The following is a 20,067-nucleotide window of genomic DNA, read 5'->3' on the forward strand; positions in this document are numbered from 1 at the left end:
CGCCGCGGTGGTCAGCCGGTGGCCGTCACCAGATGCTGACGCGCTCCTGCGGGGGCAGGAAGAGCGCGTCGTCCGCCGTGACGTCGAAGGCGCGGTAGAACTCGTCGACGTTGCGCACCACCCCGTTGCAGCGGAACTCGTTGGGGGAGTGCGGGTCGGTGGCCAGGCGGCGCTCCACCTCGGCGTCGCGGCCCTTGGCCTGCCACACCTGCGCCCAGGACAGGAACACCCGCTGCAGGCCCGTGTAGCCGTCGATGACGGGGGCGTCGTCGAGCGAGCCGCCCAGTGCGATCCGGTACGCCTTGATCGCGATGGACAGGCCACCCAGGTCGCCGATGTTCTCGCCGATGGTGAGCGAGCCGTTGACGGTCGGGCCGTCCTCGCCGAGCTGGGCCGGGCGGAACTGGTCGTACTGGGCGACGAGGTCCTTCGTGCGCTTCTCGAACTCGGTGCGGTCGGTCTCGGTCCACCAGTCCTCGAGGCGGCCGTCGCCGTCGTACTTCGAACCCTGGTCGTCGAACCCGTGGCCGATCTCGTGCCCGATGACCGCACCGATGCCGCCGTAGTTCACGGCGTCGTCGGCCTCCGGGTCGAAGAACGGCGGGTGCAGGATCGCGGCGGGGAAGACGATCTCGTTCATCCCCGGGTTGAAGTAGGCGTTGACGGTCTGCGGCGTCATGAACCACTCGTCGCGGTCCAGCGGCTTGCCGATCTTGCCCAGCTCGTAGTCCTGCTCGAAGGCGTGGGCCCGACGCACGTTGCCGACGAGGTCGTCCGCGGACAGCTCCAGGCCGCTGTAGTCGCGCCACTTGACCGGGTAGCCGACCTTCGGGGTGAACTTCGCCAGCTTGGTCAGTGCACGCTGCTTGGTCTCCTCGGTCATCCAGTCGAGGTTCTCGATCGACTCGCGGTACGCGGCGATGAGGTGCTCGACCAGGACGTCCATGCGCTCCTTGTGCTCCGGCGGGAAGTGCCGGGCCACGTACTCCTGGCCGACGGCCTCGCCGAGGGCGCCCTGCACGAGGCTCACGCCACGCTTCCAGCGCTCGCGCACCTGTTCGGCGCCGGAGAGGACCTTGCCGTAGAAGTCGAAGTTCGCCTGGACGATGTCGTCGCTGAGGTACGGGGCCCGGGCGGTGACCAGGTGGTACGCCGCCCAGAGCTGCCAGTCCTGCAGCGGGAGGCTCGACCACAGCTCGGCCAGGCCGGTGACGAACGACGGCTCGCGCACGACCAGGGCGTCCATCGCCCCGGCGGGGGCGCCGAGCGCGTCGGCCCAGGCCGCCCAGTCGAACCCGGGGGCCGACTCGACCAGGTCGGCGAAGGACATGGGGTTGTAGGTGAGCGTCGCGTCACGGTCGCGGACGACGTCCCAGTGGTGCGTGGCGAGCCGGGTCTCCAGGGCGACCACGCGCTCGGCGGCCTCCTGCGGGCTGACGCCCCAGTCGTCGGTGCCGACGCCGGCGATCGCGAGCATCCGCGCCACGTGCGGGGTGTACGCGGCCCGGACCGGCTCGTACTGGTCCTCGCGGTAGTACGCCTCGTCGGGCAGGCCGAGGCCGCCCTGGACCATGATCGTCACGTACCGCTCGGGGTCCTTGGCGTCGTTGTCCACGCCGAAGGCGACGGCCCCGCCGCCCCCGGTGCGCTGCAGGGCGCCCAGGACCCGGGTGAGGCCCTCGCGGTCGGTGGCGTCGCGGACGGCGGCGAGCTCCTGGACGATCGGGGTCGTGCCGAGCTCCTCGATGCGCTCGGTGTCCATGAAGCCGGCGTACAGCGCGCCGATCTGCTTCTGGGGTCCGGTGGCGGTCCCGGACCGCACGGCCTCGCCGGCGTCCGTGATGATGTCGCGGACCTGGTCCTCGGCCTGGTCGTGCAGCTCCCGGAACGCGCCGTCCATGGCGCGGTCGGCCGGGATCTCGTGCGAGGCGAGCCAGCGCCCGTTCACGTGGCGGAACAGGTCGTCCTGGGGCCGGACGTTCTCGTCGAGTGCAGCGGTGTCGATGCCGGACCTCAGCCCGGTCGCGTCGGTCGTCATGTCGCCACACTACGCGGCCGCCCGGGCGGCGAGACGCGGCGTCCTCCGTGGCCCTCGTCGTGGACAATGGGGCCATGCGTCTGCACATCGCCGCCGATCACGCCGGATTCGAGCTCAAGTCCCACCTCGTCGAGCACCTGCGCGCCGCCGGGCACGACGTCGTCGACCACGGGGCACACACCTACGACGCGCAGGACGACTACCCCGCGTTCTGCTTCGCGGCCGGTGAGGCCGTCGTCGCCGAGCCGGGGTCGCTCGGCATCGTCATCGGCGGGTCCGGCAACGGGGAGCAGATCGCCGCGAACAAGGTGCCGGGCGTGCGCGCGGTGCTCGCCTGGTCGACGGAGACGGCACGTCTGGGCCGACAGCACAACGACGCCAACGTCGTCGCCGTCGGCGGTCGCATGCACTCCCTCGACGAGGCGACCGGGCTGGTCGAGGCGTTCGTCGCGGAGCCGTTCTCCGGCGACGCCCGCCACCAGCGCCGGATCGACCAGCTCGCCGCCTACGAGGCCGCCCGGCCGACCGCGTCCTGACGTGCCCGAGGGGCACACCGTCCATCGGTTGGCCCGGACGCTCGACGAGCTCTTCGCCGGGCAGCGGGTCGCCGTCAGCAGCCCGCAGGGGCGGTTCGACGCGGGCGCCGCGCTGCTCGACGGCGTGCCGTTCGCGGGGGCCGAGGCGTGGGGCAAGCAGCTGTTCTGTCGCTTCGACGCCGGGGCCGGGGACGACCGCTGGCTCCGGGTCCACCTCGGCCTCTACGGCGCCTGGACGTTCGCCGGGGACGGCAGCGCCGACGTCGTGCACGCCATCGGGGCGCCCCGCCGGCGGATCGGCGAGCGGGACAGCACCCCCGCGGGGTCGCCCGACCGGACGTCCGCGGGGGAGTGGACCCCGCCCGCGCCCCGGGGTGCGGTCCGGGTGCGCCTGCTGGGTGCGCACGCGGTGGCGGACCTGACCGGCCCGACCGCCTGCGAGGTGCTCACCGCGGCGGAGAAGGACGACGTCGTGGCGCGTCTGGGGCCGGACCCGATCCGGTCCGACGGCGGCCGGGCGTCCGCCGAGGCCGCCCGCGAGGCGTTCGTCGCCCGGGTCCGGCGCTCGCGCGTCACGGTCGGCCAGCAGCTCATGGACCAGGCGGTGATCGCCGGCGTCGGCAACATCTACCGGGCCGAGGCGCTCTTCCGGGCCGGCCTCGACCCGCTGCGGCCGGGCCGCGAGGTCCCGGCGGACACGCTCGCCGCGATCTGGGACGACCTCGTGGTGCTGATGCGCGACGGCGCCGGCACCGGACGGATCGTCACGACGCGTCCCGGGGACCGGGACACCGGCGCGCATCCGCCGCCCGGGGCGGGAGGGCGGGGACGGACCCGGCAGAACACCGACGACGACCCGGACGCGGTGCCTGCCGAGCAGGCGTTCTACGTCTACCACCGCGACGGGTTGCCGTGCCGGGTCTGCGCGACGCCGGTGCTGCTCAAGGAGCTGGGCGGCCGCACCCTGTACTGGTGCGGCGTCTGCCAGGCCTGAGCGGTCCGGTCAGAACACCCAGGAGCACATCGGCGCGACCGGCCACCCGAACGCGGTCGACGCCCGCGCCAGGGACTCGGGGGTCTGCTCCGTGACCAGCCCGGCGGCCGCCAGCGCCGTCAACGCCGTGCCGCCCAGGTAGGCGGCGCCGAGCTCCCGGATGTCCAGTGCCAGGTCGGCCTCCTCGGCAGCGGTCTCCGACGCGGTGCAGGACGCCGGGCCGAAGGCCTCGGCCCGCAGGTGCCAGACGCCCTCGTTGTCCGGCAGGCGGGTGTCGGTGACGGCCAGGGTGACGTCGAGGTCGGCCGCGTACCGGCGGCCGGCCAGCGCCGTCGGGACGTCGACGACCCGCACCCACACGTTGTCCGAGATCCGCAGGTCGGCGCCGCGACGGTCGACGAGCAGGCTGAGCAGCGGGTCGTCGGGGGCGACGAGGAACGGCTTGGTCTCGCTCATGAGGTCCAGGTCCACGAGCACGCCCCACAGCGCGCGCGAGGAGGCGGTGTCCAGCGCGACGGCCTCCGCCACGTTCACGGTGCCGCGGGGTCCGGTCACGTCCCAGTCGAGCTTGCGCCGCAGCAGGGCGTAGCCGCGGGGTTCGCCGTCGCGCTCGACGACGACCAGCCGGCGGGACTCGAAGCCCTGGCGGAAGGCGGCCGGGTCGTACCAGCGGTGCGCCTGCAGCTCCGCGGTCTCCGGGCCGGCCCAGCCCGGCCGGTTCAGCCCGAGCCCGCCCACGTCCTGCCCGGCGGCACGGTGGATGCCGAGCACCAGGTCCCGGTGGCGCTCGGCGTCGGCGTGCTCGATGCGCACGGTGTGCTCGGACGCGCCGGGGACGTCCCGCAGCGCCGCCCCACGGGGGAGGGTCACCCGCACGTCGTCGGCGGCCCGCCCGTAGCCGAAGCGTCCGTAGATCGCGTACTCCGCCGCGTACAGGGCCGACAGCGGCTCCCCGCGCTCGCGGCACCGGGCCAGGTGGAGGTCGATCATCGCCGAGGCGAGACCCCGCCGTCGGTGCTGCGGGTGGACGCCGACCCAGGTCAGCCCGGCGGTCGGCAGGGTGCCACCCGGCACCGGGAACTGCGTGAACGGGTAGGAGGCGTGCATCGCCGCCAGCGGGGAGCCGTCCGGGGTGTCCCCGTCGACCTGCACGCCGACGGCGCGTTCCCAGGTCAGCGGCGAGGGCATCTTCGCCATCTCCTCGGTCTCGACCGGGACCGGGAAGGCCCACGCGTCGAGGTCGAGCACGTCGTGGTGGTCGTCGGCGGTGAGCGGCCGGAAGCGGTAGCCGTCCGGGAGGGGGGTGTCCAGGCGCATGGCTCGATCCTCGCCCGACCCTCCGGGGCACGCCAGGGGATATCCCCGCCGGTAGCCTCGCGCCATGGCCACCGCGACCGGACCGAGCTCCGCCGACGAGTACCTCGCCGAGGTGCTCGCGGTCGTGGAGCGGGTCCCGCCCGGCCGCGCCACGACCTACGGGCTCGTCGCCGAGGCGGTCGCCGAGGTCCTCGGCCGGGGCGGGCCGCGACAGGTGGGTCAGGTCATGGCGCGGGCCGGTGGGGGCCTGCCGTGGTGGCGGGTGGTCAACGCGGCGGGTTCGCCGCCGGCCCACCACCTCGACGAGGCCCTGACCGAGCTGCGCGCCGAGGGCTGCCCGATGACCCGCGACGGACGCCGGGTGGACCTGCGCCGCGCCGTCTGGCTGCCCTGAGTCAGCCGAGCAGGACCGCCACGGACGCCGGGTCGCCCTGGACCAGCAGCGTCGTCAGCGCCGTCTGCTCCCAGCGGGCGAGGTCCGCGCGGACCTTGGCCGGCGGCCCGACCAGGGCGACCTCCTCGACCATCTCCGTGGGTACCGCCCGGGCCGCGTCCTCCTTGCGGCCCTCCAGGTACAGCCGCTGCACCTCGTCGGTGACCTCGCCGTACCCGAGCCGGTCCAGTGACGCCTTGTGGAAGTTGGCGCCCTTGGCACCCATGCCGCCGGCGTACAGGGCGATGTGCGGGCGCACGAGGTCGGCCGCGGCCTCGACGTCGTCGCGGACCACGACCGGGATGGTGGCCGCGACCTCGAAGTCCTCGGGCCGGGACCGCTCCTCGGCGCGGCGGGCGAACCCGGCCTCGAGGAGCTCGCGGTGCTCGGCGTCCGCGCTCGGGGCGTAGAAGCCCGCCATCCAGCCGTCGGCGATCTCGGCCGCGAGGGCGACGTTCTTGGGCCCCTGCGCGGCCAGCAGGATGGGGATCTCGGACCGCAGCGGGTGCACGGTCGGCTTGAGCGCCTTGCCGAGCCCGGTCGCGCCGGGCGTGTCCTCGCCGACCGGCAGCGTGAAGAACTCCCCGTCGTACGCGACGGGGCGCTCGCGGGCGATCACCTCGCGCACGATGTCGACGTACTCGCGGGTGCGGGCGAGCGGCCGCTTGTAGGGCTGGCCGTACCAGCCCTCGACGACCTGGGGACCCGAGGCGCCGAGACCGAGCACGAAGCGCCCGCCGGAGAGGTGGTCGAGCGTGATCGCCTGCATCGCGGTGGCGGTGGGCGTGCGGGCGGCCATCTGCGCGATGCCGGTGCCGAGCCGCAGCCGCGAGGTGTGCGACCCCCACCACGCCAGCGGGGTGAACGCGTCGGAGCCGTAGGCCTCGGCGGTCCACACGGAGTCCAGACCGGCGGCCTCCGCCTGCTGCAGGGCCTCGACGATGCCCGCCGGCGGCTTGCGGGACCAGTAGCCGGTCTGGATGCCGATGCGCAGGGTGGTCATGGGGCTCCTCGTCGAGTCGGTGTTATCCGGGACGTGCGGTCTCGGACAAGTCACTGTAGCCGAGGTGCGCGTGCGGCCCGCGCCTCGCACCCTGGAGTGATGGCGACCCTCGACGACGTGGCGCGCACGGCGCTCGACCTGCCGGGCACCACCGAGGTCACCTCGCGCGGGTGGCGGGTGTGGAAGGTCGAGGGCCGCCAGTTCGTCTGGGAGCGACCGTTCCGGAAGGCGGACCTGCGCCGGTTCGGCGACGATCCGGTGCCCGCCGGTCCGATCCTCGCGGCCGCCGTCGAGGACCTGGGCGAGAAGCAAGCCGTCCTGGCGGAGCATCCCGGGTCGCACTTCACCATCCCGCACTTCGAGGGGCACGCCGCGGTGCTCGTGCGTCTGGAGGCGGTGGACGACGACGTGCTCGCCGAGACGGTCGAGGACGCGTGGGCGGCCCGGGCCCCGCGCTCGACGGTCGCCCGGTACCGCCCTGATCGCTGACCGTCAGTGGGGCGTGCGGTTCTCGCGGGACCGGTCGGCCACGGTGTTGAGCAGCGCGGCGCCCGTGGCCGCGTCGTCGACGGTGACGACGAGAGACCGCTCCCCGGTGCGCTCCACCAGCAGGGCCTCACCGGCGCGCAGCACGATCCCGATCCGTCCGCCCCGGAACCCGACGCGCCAGCCCCAGCCCCCGAACTCGCGGAAGGGGTCGACGTGGACGACCGAGGCCGCCACGACCTCGTCCGCCGGGACGTGGGTCCCCGGCCACCCGAGGACGGAGCGCGCGGTGAGGCCGGTGGCGTCGACGCGCACCCGGAACGCGAACATCGCGGCGAACAGCAGGGTCAGCACGGCCGGGACGAGCAGCAACGGCCACTGGCGCGTCAGCACCGCGAGCACGGTCGTGACGACGACGGCGGCCGCGCCGACCGCCAGGCCCGTGCCGCCCTGCGCGGTCCGCAGCCACACGGCCCGCTCGTCCGCGCGCAGGTGCGTGCGTGCCGCCTCCGGCGGGACGGGGCCGTCGGCGGGCTGCCGGGCGTCGCCCGGGACGACCAGGGCGGCGACGACGGCCGGCACCAGCGGCAACAGGATCGTCGCCGCCACCGCCCAGCCCGACAGGGTCGCCGACGAGGCGTCGTCGAGCCCGCGCTGGGCGCCGGCGCCGACCAGCAGCAGGGTGGCGCCGAGACCCCCGGACCAGACGGCGGAACCGGCCGCCATCCGGCGGGTCGAGGCGCTGCTGCCCCAGACCAGACCGACGACGGCGAACAGGGCGAGGAGCCCGACGGTGAGCGCGAGCACGGCCGTCACGAGTCCGGTGACCGTCATCGTGGCGTCCGCGGTGCCGTCAGGGCCCCAGTGGGTGGCGACCCGGGCGGGCAGGTCGTCCCGCCAGCTCCGCACGACGGCCGCTGCCGCGAGGGTCAGCCCCAGCCCGGCCACGGAGGACCAGAGGGTCGAGCGGCGTGCGCGTCGGTGCCAGTCGGTGCGGACCGTGTCGAGGGGCGTGGTCATCGCTTCAGCTCTTCCTGGAGGAGGGTGGTGGTGGCTTCGGGGGAGAGGCGCGCCTCGCGGGCGGCCGCGACGAACGTGCGCAGGGCGTCCTCGACGGCGGTCAGGTCCCTCGCGGCGGCGGCGGTGATCACCGCGCCGCGGGAGCGCCGGAGGTCGACGAGTCCCTCGTCCCGCAGCTGCTGGTAGGCGCGCAGCACCGTGTGCACGTTCAGCTCGAGCGACGTGGCGAGCTCACGGGCGGCGGGCAGTCGGTCACCGGGCGCGAGATCGCCCCGTGCGACGGCGAGATGGGTCTGCGCGACGAGCTGGGCGTACAGCGGTTCGTCGCTTCCCGTGTCGATGGTCCAGAGCACGGCACGAGCATACTAGTTCTATGACAACTAGAACAAACGATGTCCACGTGACGTCTTCTTGACGTCAGGAGGGGGCCGATGCCTCGATGGGGCGTCAGACAGGTAAGTGGTGCAACGCGCCATTGCGCCGCACCACTATCCTTCTTAGTGGCACGGGCCACAGACGTTCAAGTCCCGTTGCCGAATCGCAATCAGATGACGTACTCGATGAGCTGGGACGGGTCCTCGATCACTCGCGGCGCGCTGCGGGACTCGCCGTTCGAGGACGTGTCGGGCACCGGCGGGGCCGGGACCTTGTTGCGGGCGGGCACGCCCACGGCCACGGCACCGCGCGGGACGTCCTTGGTGACCACGGCGTTGGCGCCGATCTTCGCGTCGTCGCCGATCCACAGAGGCCCGAGCACCTTCGCGCCCGATCCCACCATGACCCGGTCGCCGAGCGTGGGGTGCCGCTTGCCGGGATTCATGGTGCGCCCGCCGAGGGTCACCCCGTGGAAGAGGAGGCAGTCGTCGCCGACCTCGGCCGTGGAGCCGATGACCACGCCCATGCCGTGGTCGATGAACAGCCGCCGCCCGATCCGGGCCGCCGGATGGATCTCGACACCGGTGAACAGCCGGGAGGCGAGGGACAGCAGGCGCGCCGGCATGCGTAGGCCGGGCGACTGCCACATCACGTGGGCGATCCGGTAGTGCCACACGGCGTGCACGCCCGGGTACGTCAGCATCACCGAGACGAGGGAGTCCGCCGCCGGGTCCTGGGCGCGCGCGACCTCCGCGTCCTCGCGGAGGAGGCGGAGGAACGCGCGCGCCGGGGAGTCGGACATGGGGATCAGTCCAGCAGGTCCGCGAACAGCACGGTGGACAGGTAGCGCTCGCCGAAGCTCGGGATGATGACGACGATCGTCTTGCCGGCGTTCTCCGGGCGCTTCGCGACCTGGGCGGCGGCGGCCAGGGCCGCACCGGAGGAGATGCCGACGAGCAGCCCCTCCTCGCGGGCGGCGCGCTGCGCCCACTCGACGGCCGTCTCGGCGTTGACGTCGATGACCTCGTCGTAGATCTCCGTGTCGAGGATCTCCGGGACGAAGTTCGCGCCGATGCCCTGGATCTTGTGCGGGCCGGGGGCGCCGCCGTTGAGGATGGGGGACTCCTCGGGCTCGACCGCGATGATCTGGACCTCGGGCTTGCGCTCCTTGAGGACCTGGCCGACACCCGTGATGGTGCCGCCCGTGCCGATGCCGGCCACGACGATGTCGACCTCGCCGTCCGTGTCGGCCCAGATCTCCTCGGCCGTGGTCTCCCGGTGGATCTTCGGGTTGGCCTCGTTGGAGAACTGCCGGGCCAGGACCGCGCCGGGGCGCTCCGCCGCGATCTTCTCCGCCGCCGCGACGGCGCCCTTCATGCCCTCCGAGCCGGGGGTCAGGACGAGCTCGGCGCCGTAGGCGCGCAGCAGCGCGCGGCGCTCCTTGGACATGGTCTCGGGCATCGCCAGCACGACGTGGTAGCCGCGGGCGGCGCCGACGAAGGCGAGGGCGATGCCGGTGTTGCCGGAGGTGCCCTCGACGATCGTCCCGCCGGGCTGGAGCTCGCCGGAGGCCTCGGCCGCGTCGATGATCGAGACGCCGATGCGGTCCTTGACCGAGCTGGCCGGGTTGTAGAACTCGAGCTTGGCGGCGACGGTCGCCCCGGCGCCCTCGGTGAGGCGGTTGATCCGCACCAGCGGGGTCCGGCCGATGAGCTTCGTCGCGTCCTCGTAGATGGTCATGGGTGGAGGTTCCTCACTTGTCGGGTGATGCGGTGGTCGTGTCCGGTCGCCGACGGCAGGTTCTCGTCGGCCGGGGCCGTCCCGGGTGTCCAGGGGCCAGCAGGCTGCGAGCGTCGCGCGGTCGCCACGACCCCGGGGGGTCAGGCGTGAGGCGGACGCTCTACCGACAGCAGCAGGCGGCGGGGCCGACGCACGTCGGCCGCCGCTCGGGCAGAGCGGCGGCGGAGGTGTCGGGGCCGGAGACGGGGGAGGGTGCGATGATCATCGTGCGTCCCTCCTCCTGGTGCGCGGTGTGCGGTGGCGCAGTGCTCCGGCGGGCGTCGGACGTCCCGCAGTGACGAGCCTAACCATCTGCGGTCCGATCGACAAGATCACGCTCACATATCGAGCGGTTCGATGGGTTCCAGCGGCACCCGGCGACGTCCGCCCACGCGCGCGTGGAGGCTGCCTGGACGCAGAACGGCCCCGGTCACCGCGATGACCGGGGCCGTTCCGACTCCAGCGAGCGGGCGACGGGAATCGAACCCGCGTAATCAGTTTGGAAGACTGAGGCTCTACCATTGAGCTACGCCCGCACCGGTCCGACAGCAGGTCGCGAGGGCGAACCCGTCGGACGGCGGGCGCCAGCCTAGCAAAGTCGCACCCGTGCCTCCGCACGCGGCACGACGGCGAGTGCTCCGCCGCCGCGCACTACACTGGCCCACCGGACCCGCCGTCTCCGGGCGGACGGGTACCACGGGGTGTGGCGCAGCTTGGTAGCGCATCTGCTTTGGGAGCAGAGGGTCGCAGGTTCAAATCCTGTCACCCCGACCAGACAGCGAAGGGCCGTCGACCTGCGTCGTGCAGGGCCGGCGGCCCTTCACGCGTCTCCGCGGGCATCGAGACCAGGTCGGGTGCATGCTCGGCAGATCGTGGCACCGCCGCGACCCGTGCCGCGTTCCGGGACGGCCGTGTGCAAGGCTGGGCCCGAGAGCGAGGAGCGGGGTGTGGACGCAGCCGACGAGGTCCTCGGCATCGGCGACGCGGCGACGACGTACGCGACGGAGCGTGGGTCAGCCGCGCGGCCGCGTGGTGCCCAGCGAAGCGCGGACCAGCTCACCTCTGGCGGCCCACGGCATGTGCGTGAACATCCCCCACATGGTGCGCGCCAGCTCGCCCGCTCCGGAGCCGCGGGCGAGGAGCTCGCGACGCCGAGAGGCGGGGAGGCGGCCGAAGCCCTCGAAGAGTTCCAACGTGCCCCGCGTACTCAGCCGCAGCAGTGCGTTCAGGCCGACCTCCCGGAGGCGTTCGGCGGCGTCCATCGGGTCGGCGTCGTCCGGCACGTCCCCCTGTACGAGGGCCCGCGCGAGCTCGTCGGCGCGACGCAGCGAGTGCGCCACGGAGTAGCCGGTGATGCGGTGCCCGCCGCGTCCCGCGGTGCCGACCGCCAGGACCCCCGGCGGTGGGGGAGCGTCGCGGCCGCGCATGGGGATGCGCACGACCTCCCGGTCGAGCGGGTCCTCCACGACGGCCGGGTCGACACCGCGGGCCAGCAGGCGCCGTCGGAGCCGCGTCCGCAGCTCGGCGACGGGAAGGCCCGGCGCGGCGGCCAGGCAGGTCTCCTCGAGCAGCATCCGGCCGGCACCCACCGGGATGGCGTAGAGGAAGGTCGGGGTGGCGGTCGGTCGCTCCTGCGCCGACCAGTCGGTGCGCCAGTCCATCAGCAGCGACTCGGCACCCTGGAGGGCCGGCTCGGCAGCCTCGCCCGGCACGACGACGCCGTAGGCGGTCTGCATCGGCGCCGGGTCGTCGGGGCGCAGGCCCGCGGGTCGTGCGCCGCGCGCGTCGACGACCACCGCGGCCTCGGCGCGCAGGGCGCCGACCTGCGCGTCGTCGAGTCGTCCGGCGCGCACCTCGACGCCGTCCAGGGGCAGGGCCGTCTGCAGCGCCGCGTTGTCGAGGACGAGGTAGGCGCGCTCGAGCGGGTGCACGCCGAGGGCCCTCAGCTCGGGGTTCTCCGCGCGTGCGCGCACCACGGAGGAGGGCAGGTCGCCGAGCTCGTCGGCCCAGAGGCCGTACGTCGGCGTCCACGTCGCGGTGGGCCGCGGGTCGACCGCGATCACCGACAGGCCGTGGGCCGCGCACCGCGAGGCGAGCGCACGCCCTGCCGGGCCCAGCCCGACCACTGCCACGTCCGCCATGTCCACCTCCGGGCCACACCCTATGTCGACAGGAGATCGCCATGCCCCACCCGCACCTGATCTGGCTGCGCAGCGCCGCGACCGTGCTCATCAGCTGCGTCATCGCGCAGGCCGGCTGGGCCTCGGCCTACCTCGGCGGAGAGCCGGGCTACCTCGACCAGCACCGGGTGGGCGCCTGGGTCACCCTGGCGGTCGCCTGGCTGGCCGTCGTGGTCTACCTCGTGCTCCGGCGTTCCGCGGGGCCGGTCAACGTGGCGCTGGCCGTGGCGGTGGCGGTGCTGGTGACCGTGCAGTTCACCCTCGGTCGGCTCGGCGGGGACCTGCGGGCGCTGCACATCTTCACGGGCGTGCTCCTCGCGGTGCTCGTGACGGCCCTGACGTCGTGGACCTACCGTCACCGGCTGCCGGAGGAGGTGGCCGGCAGCTCCAGCTCCAGCCCCCGCAGCGTGTAACCCTCGATGAGGTCGTCCCAGCCCACCGCGGGCTCCCGCACGAGACGCGGTGAGCGCGCCAGGAGCCGGGTGAGCAGCACGTCGGACTCCAGGATCGCCAGCGGCTGGCCCGGGCACTTGTGGGCGCCGTCGCCGAAGCTGAGCCCCGCGGCGTTGACGCCGCGCGGCAGGGAGCGGCCCGGGCACAGGTCCAGGCCGTCCTCGTCCGGAGCCTGCGCCTGCGGGTCGGCGTTGGCGGACCGGACGCACACGTCGACGAGGTCGCCGGCCTCGATCGTCCACGAGCCGTCGCCGTCGGTGACGCCGATCGGGTCCTGCGCGCGCCGGTACAGGTGCCCGACGACCGGCTCCAGCCGGATGATCTCGTGCAGGATCGCGAAGCGCTCCTCCTGCCCGGCGACCGCGTACCGCTCGCGCAGCGCGTCGTCGCGCAGCAGGTGCCAGGCGGCCATCGTCACGAACTCGCGCGTGGTCACCATGCCGGCCGTGCCGTAGGTGACGCACTCGACGAGGATGTCGACGTCGGTGTAGCCCTCGTCGACCAGGTGGCTGATGATGTCGTCGCGGCGCTCCCGGCGGCGCTCCCGGATGGCCGGGCGCACGTCCGCCAGGAAGAAGCGCCCGATCGGCAGCAGCCCGTTGAACGCCGCCCGCATCCACTGACGTCGGGTGCGGCCCAGGTCGCGGCGGGTGATGTCGAAGGGCGGCTGGCGGAAGAAGCTCACCAGCCGGCGCGACATGCGCGGCACCGACGACTCGGTCAGCCCCACCACCTCGGCGGTGACCTCGACGGTGTAGTGCAGCGCGAGCTCGTCGAGCTCCAGGCGGCCGCCCGGCTTGGTCTCCCCGAGCAGGCGGTCGGCGCACTCCTCCATCTGCGCGGTGTAGCGCTCGGCCACGACCACGGGCGCGAAGAAGCGGGCGACCTTGCGGCGCTGCTCGTCGTGCAGCGGCCCGTCGGAGACGAGGATCGGGTGGTGCTTGAGCCGGCCCTGGGGGATCGCCTCCGCGGTGAAGCCGGCCTGGGTCGTGGCGTGCCGGGCGCGCAGCACCTGCCGGGCGGCCTCCAGCGACCGGATACGCCACACGGTGCTCACCCCGGGGCTGCCGTCGGCGCCCTGCCGCTCCACGCGGGGTGAGCTCGGCTCGTCCGGGCGCACGGCCCGCCGTCGCGCCGTCATCGCCGCCCGACGGGGAGGCGGTCACGCACGGACCGTGCCGCGCGGGCCACGGCAGCGCCCGCCGCCGACAGGTCCGGTCGACGCCGCAGCACGCCCTGCAGCGGGACGGTCCAGACGTCCTCGCCCCGCACGCCCCAGCCCTGCAGCAGGTGGTTGGCCGCGAGCACACCGGTCACGGCGGCGCGTTCCATGAGGGCGATCGGCCAGTCGACGCGCAGGCCGTCCCCGGCCAGGGCCAGGCCCGGGTACGGGGTGTCGACGGTCAGCCGGTCGCGCCACGGGCCCGTGCCGACCAGGCCGCAGTCGTCCTCGACGAGCAGCTCCTCGTGGACCGCCTGCAGGGTGCGCGTCTCGGGGTAGACCTCGTGCAGCGCGTCGAGGAGCCGGGTGCGCAGCCGCTCGGTGTCCAGCCCGCGCGGCCCGTCGCCGGCCAGGTCGGGATCCCGCTCGGGGTCGACGGCGTAGCCGTGCAGCTCCACGACCGAGCCCCCGTGCTCACGGCTCCAGTCGGCCGCTCCCTGCTCGAAACGCTCCAGGACGGTGACGTTGTCGAGCAGGTCGTAGCCGCTGGTGCCCAGGAACGCCTCCCGCTCCGGCGCGACCGTGCCGTCCAGCCACAGCCGCAGCACCGCGAAGGGCGGGGCGTTGCGGCCCGCGGCCACCCGGCGGTGCCAGTCCTGGCGCTCCGGGGTCCCGGCGCCGCCGTCCGCCTCGTCGGCCAGCGGCGCCAGCAGCTCACGGGTCACCCGCGGATCGGTGGCGACCACGACCGCGTCCGCGGTGAGGTCCCCGGAGGTGGCGTGCACGTGCCACGTGCCGTCCTCGGCCCGCGCCAGCGCCTCCGCGCGGGTGCCGGTGCGGACGTCGACGCCCAGCCCGGCGAGGTAGCGGCCGAGCGGGGCCCACAACGCGGTGTCGTAGTCGTCGTCCGGGACGTCGAAGAGCAGACCCTCCGACGACCCCGCGAAGTAGGTGTGGAACATGCCCACCAGCTCGCCGGCTCCGAAGTCGGTCGGATGGGCGAAGAAGGACCGGGCGAACACCTCCAGGGCGAGGTGCCGTGCGCCCTCGGGGAAGCGCAGGCGGTCGAGGAAGTCCTGGGCGGACTCGCCGTCGTAGCGCTCGTGGCTCGCGGGGTAGGAGACCGAGACGAGCTCGACGGCGCTGGGCAGGTGCACCTTGGGCAGCGCCGAGACGGGGAAGGTGGGGCTCCGGACGACGAAGGCCGCGAGGTTGACCGGCGGCGTCAGCGGCAGCGCCGCGAAGCTGTCGGTGAGGCCGTCGCCGCGGCGCAGCGGGTAGTCCGCGACGGGCACCAGGTGGTCGAGCTCCGGGTCGGAGCGGCGCAGCAGCGCGCGCAGCGTGTAGTACTGCCGGAAGAAGGCGTGGAAGCCGCGGCTCATCGTGCGGCCGTCGCCGTCCGCGGGCCCCTCCGGGTCCTCGGCGTGCTCCTGGACGGGCCACGCGCGGACCCGGCCGCCGAGCTGGTCGCAGGCCTCGAGCAGCGTGACCCGCGCACCCCGCTCGGCCAGGATCGCGGCCGCGGCGAGGCCGGCGATGCCGCCCCCGACGACGACGACGTGCTGGTCGTCGGCGACGCGCTCGGCGCCGGGTGCGGCCGGGTGGAGGACGGCCGCGCCGTCGCGGCCGGGCGGGACGGGGCGGGTCATGTCAGGTCCTTCTCGGGTCGGCGGGCCAGGACGGTGTGCAGGATGCCCCGCTGCCATCCCGTGCCGGTGCGCCAGCGGATGTCGGTGAGGCCGGCCCGCTCGAGGCGGGCCTGGAGCTGGGCGGTGCTGTCGTTGTCGACGACGCTGCGCCACAGGTAGCGGTAGATCGACGGGTTGCCGCGCAGGACGACGGCCAGGGGCATGACGAGCGCCCAGCAGACGGCGGTCCAGACGGCCTGGGCCACGCGGTCGCCCTTGACGTGGTAGTCCTGCAGCGTGACCCAGCCGCCGGGCCGCACCTCGTCGTGGATCGCGGCCACGACCTCGTCGCGCTGGTCCTCGGGCACGTTGCGCAGGAGGTACGCGGCGAACGCGCCGTCCGCGTCCCGCTGGCCGTGGTCGCTCGCCACCTCGGGCAGGGCCTGGGCGAACGCCTGCACGAACCGCACACCCTGCGGCCAGGCCTTGGCCCGGGCGCGGCTCAGCATCCCGGCGGAGGCGTCCAGCCCGACGACGCGGGCGTCCTCGCCGGCCGCGTCGAGCACGGCGCGCGTCGACAGCCCGGAACCGCACCCCAGGTCCCAGAGCACGAGCGGCTCCTCGCGGGAGCGCCGCGGCAGCAGCGAGACCATCTCGCGCGCCGCGGCGTGCAGGGCGTCGTGGTAGCCCGGGTTGAGCCGGGTCAGCAGGTCGTAGCGGTCGGCGGCGCGGTCGAACTCGTCGGCGAGCTGCGCTCCGCGCGTCTCGACATGGCCTACGGCGGCGGGGCGTTTGCGTAGCACGGGCTCAGCCTACGGCGTCGGTCCGTGATGTCCGGGCTCCTGCGGACGTGTCCGGTTCACGGTCCGCGACCTCCTCAGGCGAGCAGGACGAGCAGCAGCGCGCCCAGGGCGAGCAGGCTCGTGGCGACGCAGACCGTCACGATCCGCCGGCCGTGCCGCAGCCGGGGAACCTCCTGCTGCAGACCGGCCCGCGTGTGCCGCGCATGGCGGGTGGTGAACCACCAGCCCGGCGTGACCAGGACGAGGGCGACGACGGCGGCCGCGGCCAGGGCCTCGGCGCCCTGGACGGCGGGGAAGGCGTGGATCGCCACGAGGGTGGCGGCGGCGAAGGAGATCAGGGTCCGGCGCCACGCGAGCGCCGTGCGCTCGGCCCAGCGGCCCGGGACCTCCGGCCCCGCCGGATCCTGCGCGGCGGGGGAGCTCATCGCAGGAGCAGCGCGAGCAGCAGGAGCACGCCGACGACGGCCATCGTCGCGACGAGGACGAACCCGGTCGTCGCGCCGGGCAGCTCGGCGCTCAGGCGCATCGCCCGCTCGGTGCGTGCCCACTCGACAGCGGCCACCAGGGGGACGGCGACACCGGCGAGCAGCAGCACCACCGCCGCGGCGAGCCGCAGGTGCGGCTCCATCGGCAGGTCGAGGGCCTCCAGAGCCGTTCCCGCCGCGATGAGGCCCAGCGAGGTGCGGATCCAGGCCAGCAGGGTCCGTTCGTTCGCCAGCGAGAACCGCGCGTCCGGCTCGTCGCCCCGCGCGTAGACCCACCGCGGGAAGCGTTCGGTGCGCGGACGCCCGGCGTCGCGGCGCTCGTCCGAGGTGTTCTCGTGCGGCATGGTCGACGTGGCCTCCGGGTCGGGAGCGGGCGTGCCCGGCCATCGTGGCACCCGGACGGTCCACCGGCGCGGGGTGCCGCACCGCTGGACCGTCGCGACCGCTAGGGTCGACGTCGTGACCGTGCCGAACGACCCGTACGCCGCACCCGACGGCGGCGAGCACCCGCAGCAGCGCCCGACGCGGCCGGTGCCGCCGCACTCGTCGGCCACGCCCGCCGCACCGCCGTCGTACCCGAGCCCCGCCGGTCCGGCGCCGGGCCATCCCGGCGCCGGCTGGCACTACCCGGTGCGCCGCACCAACGGCCTGGCGGTCGCCTCGTTGGTCCTGGGCATCCTGTGGCTCGGCTGGGTCGGCAGCGTCCTGGCCGTCGTGTTCGGTCACGTGGCGTTGAGACAGATCAGCAACGCGCCCCCGCACGCCCCGCAGGAGGGCCGTGGCATCGCGATCGCCGGCGTCGTGCTCGGGTGGGTCGGCGTCGCGACGCTCGGTCTCATGATGCTCTTCCTCGTCCCCGTCGCCCTGGCGCCGGTCGGCCTCTGAGGGCCGTCTCCCGGGGGGGGCGGGGCGCCACACCGTGGGGTGTGCCACTGGACGGGCGGTGTCGTCCCCTGGGGCGCGTGGCGTATGATCGTCGGGTTGCCCGTGCGCCCGTCCTCCGGGCGTCGTTCGACAAGCATCGCAAGCATCCCCGCGCCGCAGCACACCGCGCCGGCCCGCTCCGGCACGACGCGCGCGCACGCACCCGACAGTTGGAGACCATCGAAGTGAAGAGCGCCGTCGAGACCCTGGAGCCCACCAAGGTCAAGCTGACCGTCGAGGTGGAGTACGACGAGCTCAAGCCGAGCATCGACCACGCCTACAAGCACATCGCGGAGCAGGTGAACATCCCCGGCTTCCGCAAGGGCAAGGTCCCCCCGCGCATCATCGACCAGCGCGTCGGCTGGGGTGCCGTCATCGAGCACGCCGTCAACGAGGGCCTCTCCGGTTTCTACCGCGACGCCGTCAGCGCCGAGGAGCTGCGCCCGCTGGGTCAGCCCGAGGTCGAGGTCACCGGGATCCCCGAGAAGGCCGGCGAGGGCCAGCTCGAGTTCGTGGCCCACGTCGAGGTCCGTCCTGAGCTGGAGCTGCCCGAGCTGTCCGCCATGGAGCTGACCGTCGACTCCACCGAGGTCTCCGACGAGGACGTGGCCGAGCGCCTCGACTCGCTGCGCGAGCGCTTCGGCACCCTCGTGGGCGTCGACCGTCCGGCCGTCGAGGGCGACTACGTCGTCATCGACCTCAAGGCCGTCGTCGGCGACGAGGAGGTCGACTCGGTCTCCGGCGTCTCCTACCAGATCGGTGCCGGCAACATGCTGGACGGCCTGGACGAGGCCCTCACCGGTCTCTCCGCCGACGAGACCACCACCTTCACCACCAACCTCGCGGGTGGCGACCACCAGGGCGAGGAGGCGACCGTCACGGTGACCGCCACCTCCGTCAAGGAGCGCGAGCTGCCCGAGGCGGACGACGACTTCGCCCAGATGGCCTCGGAGTTCGACACCCTCGAGGAGCTCAAGGCGGACCTGCGCGAGCAGGTCGCGTCGTCCAAGTCCTCCAACCAGGCCGTCGCCGCCCGCGACGCCCTGCTCGAGAAGCTGCTGGACGCCGTCGAGGTGCCGGTGCCGTCCGGTGTCGTCGAGGCCGAGGTGAACCGTCACCTCGAGCAGGAGGGTCGCCTCGAGGACGACGAGCACCGTGCCGAGGTCACCGAGGACGCCACCAAGGCGATCAAGAACCAGATCCTGCTCGACACCCTGGCCGAGAAGCTCGAGGTCCAGGTGGGCCAGGGCGAGCTGATCGAGTACCTGGTGCAGGCCTCGCAGCAGTACGGCATGGAGCCGCAGCAGTTCATCCAGACCCTCGACCAGTCCGGTCAGATCCCGGCCATGGTCGGCGAGGTCGCCCGGTCCAAGGCGCTCGCCGTCGCGCTGCGCGACATCGAGGTCAAGGACTCCGAGGGCAACGTCGTCGACCTGACCGAGTTCATCGGTTCCGAGGAGGACGACGAGGCCGCTGCGGCAGCCACCGAGGCGGCGCAGTCCGAGATCGCTGACGCGGAGTCCGGCGACTCCGCGGCGTCGGCCGACTCGCCCGACTCGGCGGACTCCGGCGAGTCCGCGGACGAGGCCACCAAGGCCTGACGGTCCCGCACCGCACGACGACGGCCCGTACCTTCCGCGCGGAGGGTGCGGGCCGTCGTCGTCCCCGGGCCGTCCGGAGGGCCCCGGCGCCTGTGCGCCTGCAGCGAAACCGGCGCTTCCCGGGACTCTGCGGGCACCCGGTGCACGTTAGGGTCGAGCGACAGCGAAGCGAAGGAGACGGACGTGAACGACTTGCTGCAGATGGGTGACGTGGCACCGCAGGCCCGCGCCGAGGGCCAGGGCTTCGGCCTCAACGACTCCATCTACAACCGGCTCCTCAAGGAGCGCATCATCTGGCTGGGTTCGGAGGTGCGCGACGACAACGCGAACGCCATCTGCGCCCAGATGATGCTGCTCGCGGCGGAGGACCCCGAGAAGGACATCTACCTCTACATCAACTCCCCGGGCGGCTCGATCACGGCCGGCATGGCGATCTACGACACCATGCAGTTCATCCAGCCCGACGTCGCCACCGTCGCGATGGGGATGGCTGCCTCGATGGGCCAGTTCCTGCTGTCCTCCGGCGCGAAGGGCAAGCGCTACATCACGCCGCACGCCCGCGTGCTGATGCACCAGCCCTCCGGCGGCGTCGGCGGCACCGCGACCGACGTGCGGATCGGTGCCCAGCTGATCATGCACATGAAGAAGGTGCTCGCGGAGCTCACGGCCGAGCAGACCGGCCAGCCGCTCGAGAAGATCCTCAAGGACAACGACCGCGACAGCTGGTTCACGGCCGACGAGGCGCTCGAGTACGGCTTCGTGGACCGCGTCGTCGCCAACGCTTCCTCGGTGTCCGGGGGCGGCGGCACGACCGCCGAGTGACCCGACCACGGTCGACCGAGACCCCAGC

21 protein-coding genes and 2 tRNA genes are annotated in these 20,067 nt (G+C 73.8%); 9 read left to right on the plus strand and 14 right to left on the minus strand.

Translation table 11 applies throughout. The features are described 5' to 3' along the window. Positions 1-25: 25 nt before the first annotated feature. On the minus strand, positions 26-2,038 hold the full coding sequence (locus tag Q6350_RS07775; protein WP_304607300.1) for a M13 family metallopeptidase: 2,013 nt from the start codon (positions 2,036-2,038) through the stop codon (positions 26-28). 74 nt (positions 2,039-2,112) lie between these two features. Between Q6350_RS07775 and Q6350_RS07780 the strand changes: the two genes are divergently transcribed. Together Q6350_RS07780 and Q6350_RS07785 are read left to right on the plus strand one after the other, a co-directional pair. Beyond that, positions 2,113-2,574, plus strand: coding sequence for a ribose-5-phosphate isomerase (locus Q6350_RS07780; RefSeq protein ID WP_305065893.1), 462 nt, complete (start codon positions 2,113-2,115; stop codon positions 2,572-2,574). A gap of 1 nt (position 2,575) precedes the next feature. After that, a complete protein-coding gene (locus tag Q6350_RS07785) occupies positions 2,576-3,568 on the plus strand; it encodes an Fpg/Nei family DNA glycosylase (protein WP_305065894.1) in 993 nt (330 codons plus the stop codon). Between the two features lie 9 nt (positions 3,569-3,577). On the opposite strand, the gene eis is transcribed toward Q6350_RS07785, so the two are convergent. Next, positions 3,578-4,885 (minus strand): enhanced intracellular survival protein Eis, encoded by a 1,308-nt coding sequence (eis, locus tag Q6350_RS07790; protein WP_305065895.1) that lies wholly within the window; start codon positions 4,883-4,885, stop codon positions 3,578-3,580. 64 nt (positions 4,886-4,949) lie between these two features. Between eis and Q6350_RS07795 the strand changes: the two genes are divergently transcribed. Continuing rightward, positions 4,950-5,279, plus strand: a complete 330-nt coding sequence (locus Q6350_RS07795; RefSeq protein WP_304603580.1) for an MGMT family protein — start codon at positions 4,950-4,952, stop codon at positions 5,277-5,279. A gap of 1 nt (position 5,280) precedes the next feature. On the opposite strand, the gene Q6350_RS07800 is transcribed toward Q6350_RS07795, so the two are convergent. Next, positions 5,281-6,312, minus strand: coding sequence for an LLM class F420-dependent oxidoreductase (locus Q6350_RS07800; protein ID WP_304607414.1), 1,032 nt, complete (start codon positions 6,310-6,312; stop codon positions 5,281-5,283). Positions 6,313-6,420: 108 nt separating this feature from the next. On the opposite strand from Q6350_RS07800, the gene Q6350_RS07805 reads away from it, so the two are divergent. Next, positions 6,421-6,810, plus strand: a complete 390-nt coding sequence (locus Q6350_RS07805) for an MmcQ/YjbR family DNA-binding protein (protein ID WP_304603581.1) — start codon at positions 6,421-6,423, stop codon at positions 6,808-6,810. Between the two features lie 3 nt (positions 6,811-6,813). Here the strand turns inward: Q6350_RS07805 and Q6350_RS07810 are convergent, their stop codons facing one another. From Q6350_RS07810 to Q6350_RS07830, 5 genes are all read right to left on the minus strand, one after another. Then, positions 6,814-7,827: a DUF1648 domain-containing protein gene (locus Q6350_RS07810; protein WP_304603582.1), complete on the minus strand. Its 1,014-nt coding sequence runs from the start codon at positions 7,825-7,827 to the stop codon at positions 6,814-6,816. Beyond that, positions 7,824-8,180 (minus strand): GntR family transcriptional regulator, encoded by a 357-nt coding sequence (locus tag Q6350_RS07815; protein ID WP_304603583.1) that lies wholly within the window; start codon positions 8,178-8,180, stop codon positions 7,824-7,826. The genes Q6350_RS07810 and Q6350_RS07815 overlap by 4 nt, the downstream gene beginning before the upstream one ends. Before the next feature lie 191 nt (positions 8,181-8,371). Beyond that, positions 8,372-9,004 carry a serine O-acetyltransferase gene (gene cysE / locus Q6350_RS07820; RefSeq protein ID WP_304603584.1) on the minus strand — a complete coding sequence of 211 codons (633 nt, stop codon included), beginning with the start codon at positions 9,002-9,004 and terminating at the stop codon, positions 8,372-8,374. Positions 9,005-9,009: 5 nt separating this feature from the next. After that, complete coding sequence (gene cysK / locus Q6350_RS07825) at positions 9,010-9,942, minus strand: cysteine synthase A (protein ID WP_171247605.1); 933 nt, start codon at positions 9,940-9,942, stop codon at positions 9,010-9,012. 504 nt (positions 9,943-10,446) lie between these two features. Continuing rightward, positions 10,447-10,517 (minus strand) — tRNA-Gly (locus tag Q6350_RS07830). A 161-nt stretch (positions 10,518-10,678) separates the two neighbouring features. On the opposite strand from Q6350_RS07830, the gene Q6350_RS07835 reads away from it, so the two are divergent. Next, positions 10,679-10,755, plus strand: a tRNA-Pro gene (locus Q6350_RS07835). A gap of 239 nt (positions 10,756-10,994) precedes the next feature. On the opposite strand, the gene Q6350_RS07840 is transcribed toward Q6350_RS07835, so the two are convergent. After that, the gene (locus tag Q6350_RS07840; protein ID WP_305065896.1) at positions 10,995-12,122 is read right to left on the minus strand and encodes a lycopene cyclase family protein; all 1,128 of its coding nucleotides are present in this window, start codon (positions 12,120-12,122) and stop codon (positions 10,995-10,997) included. A gap of 41 nt (positions 12,123-12,163) precedes the next feature. Here Q6350_RS07840 and Q6350_RS07845 point away from each other — a divergent pair, with 41 nt between their 5' ends. Further along, on the plus strand, positions 12,164-12,574 hold the full coding sequence (locus Q6350_RS07845) for a hypothetical protein (protein ID WP_304607304.1): 411 nt from the start codon (positions 12,164-12,166) through the stop codon (positions 12,572-12,574). On the opposite strand, the gene Q6350_RS07850 is transcribed toward Q6350_RS07845, so the two are convergent. The 5 genes from Q6350_RS07850 to Q6350_RS07870 form a co-directional block, all read right to left on the minus strand. Then, the gene (locus Q6350_RS07850; RefSeq protein ID WP_305065897.1) at positions 12,517-13,755 is read right to left on the minus strand and encodes a cytochrome P450; all 1,239 of its coding nucleotides are present in this window, start codon (positions 13,753-13,755) and stop codon (positions 12,517-12,519) included. The two genes, Q6350_RS07845 and Q6350_RS07850, sit on opposite strands and share 58 nt — an antisense overlap. Next, complete coding sequence (locus Q6350_RS07855) at positions 13,752-15,425, minus strand: FAD-dependent oxidoreductase (RefSeq protein WP_304603588.1); 1,674 nt, start codon at positions 15,423-15,425, stop codon at positions 13,752-13,754. Before Q6350_RS07855 ends, Q6350_RS07850 begins: the two co-directional genes overlap by 4 nt. After that, the gene (locus Q6350_RS07860; RefSeq protein WP_305065898.1) at positions 15,422-16,207 is read right to left on the minus strand and encodes a methyltransferase domain-containing protein; all 786 of its coding nucleotides are present in this window, start codon (positions 16,205-16,207) and stop codon (positions 15,422-15,424) included. The genes Q6350_RS07855 and Q6350_RS07860 overlap by 4 nt, the downstream gene beginning before the upstream one ends. A gap of 74 nt (positions 16,208-16,281) precedes the next feature. Then, on the minus strand, positions 16,282-16,632 hold the full coding sequence (locus Q6350_RS07865) for a DUF202 domain-containing protein (protein ID WP_304607308.1): 351 nt from the start codon (positions 16,630-16,632) through the stop codon (positions 16,282-16,284). Then, positions 16,629-17,087 (minus strand): YidH family protein, encoded by a 459-nt coding sequence (locus tag Q6350_RS07870; RefSeq protein ID WP_369810834.1) that lies wholly within the window; start codon positions 17,085-17,087, stop codon positions 16,629-16,631. The genes Q6350_RS07865 and Q6350_RS07870 overlap by 4 nt, the downstream gene beginning before the upstream one ends. 64 nt (positions 17,088-17,151) lie before the next feature. On the opposite strand from Q6350_RS07870, the gene Q6350_RS07875 reads away from it, so the two are divergent. The 3 genes from Q6350_RS07875 to Q6350_RS07885 all read left to right on the plus strand — a co-directional run bounded on the left by Q6350_RS07875 (position 17,152) and on the right by Q6350_RS07885 (position 20,039). Further along, positions 17,152-17,577: a DUF4190 domain-containing protein gene (locus tag Q6350_RS07875; protein WP_304603591.1), complete on the plus strand. Its 426-nt coding sequence runs from the start codon at positions 17,152-17,154 to the stop codon at positions 17,575-17,577. Positions 17,578-17,801: 224 nt separating this feature from the next. After that, positions 17,802-19,217, plus strand: a complete 1,416-nt coding sequence (gene tig, locus Q6350_RS07880) for a trigger factor (RefSeq protein ID WP_304603592.1) — start codon at positions 17,802-17,804, stop codon at positions 19,215-19,217. Between the two features lie 201 nt (positions 19,218-19,418). Further along, the gene (locus Q6350_RS07885) at positions 19,419-20,039 is read left to right on the plus strand and encodes an ATP-dependent Clp protease proteolytic subunit (protein WP_304603808.1); all 621 of its coding nucleotides are present in this window, start codon (positions 19,419-19,421) and stop codon (positions 20,037-20,039) included. The last annotated feature ends 28 nt before the right edge of the window (positions 20,040-20,067 follow it).

This window comes from Isoptericola sp. b515 (genome assembly GCF_030588125.1).
GTDB classification, from domain to species: domain Bacteria; phylum Actinomycetota; class Actinomycetes; order Actinomycetales; family Cellulomonadaceae; genus Isoptericola; species Isoptericola sediminis.

Bases quoted from the DNA above. Each gene is read 5' to 3' on its own strand.
- Q6350_RS07795 (WP_304603580.1), top strand. From the start codon at position 4,950: ATGGCCACCGCGACCGGACCGAGCTCCGCCGACGAGTACCTCGCCGAG.
- cysE (WP_304603584.1), bottom strand. From the start codon at position 9,004: ATGTCCGACTCCCCGGCGCGCGCGTTCCTCCGCCTCCTCCGCGAGGAC.
- Q6350_RS07840 (WP_305065896.1), bottom strand. From the start codon at position 12,122: ATGGCGGACGTGGCAGTGGTCGGGCTGGGCCCGGCAGGGCGTGCGCTC.
- Q6350_RS07810 (WP_304603582.1), bottom strand. From the start codon at position 7,827: ATGACCACGCCCCTCGACACGGTCCGCACCGACTGGCACCGACGCGCA.
- Q6350_RS07780 (WP_305065893.1), top strand. From the start codon at position 2,113: ATGCGTCTGCACATCGCCGCCGATCACGCCGGATTCGAGCTCAAGTCC.
- Q6350_RS07855 (WP_304603588.1), bottom strand. From the start codon at position 15,425: ATGACCCGCCCCGTCCCGCCCGGCCGCGACGGCGCGGCCGTCCTCCAC.
- Q6350_RS07850 (WP_305065897.1), bottom strand. From the start codon at position 13,755: ATGACGGCGCGACGGCGGGCCGTGCGCCCGGACGAGCCGAGCTCACCC.
- cysK (WP_171247605.1), bottom strand. From the start codon at position 9,942: ATGACCATCTACGAGGACGCGACGAAGCTCATCGGCCGGACCCCGCTG.
- Q6350_RS07885 (WP_304603808.1), top strand. From the start codon at position 19,419: ATGGGTGACGTGGCACCGCAGGCCCGCGCCGAGGGCCAGGGCTTCGGC.
- Q6350_RS07865 (WP_304607308.1), bottom strand. From the start codon at position 16,632: ATGAGCTCCCCCGCCGCGCAGGATCCGGCGGGGCCGGAGGTCCCGGGC.
- eis (WP_305065895.1), bottom strand. From the start codon at position 4,885: ATGCGCCTGGACACCCCCCTCCCGGACGGCTACCGCTTCCGGCCGCTC.
- Q6350_RS07845 (WP_304607304.1), top strand. From the start codon at position 12,164: ATGCCCCACCCGCACCTGATCTGGCTGCGCAGCGCCGCGACCGTGCTC.
- Q6350_RS07775 (WP_304607300.1), bottom strand. From the start codon at position 2,038: ATGACGACCGACGCGACCGGGCTGAGGTCCGGCATCGACACCGCTGCA.
- Q6350_RS07805 (WP_304603581.1), top strand. From the start codon at position 6,421: ATGGCGACCCTCGACGACGTGGCGCGCACGGCGCTCGACCTGCCGGGC.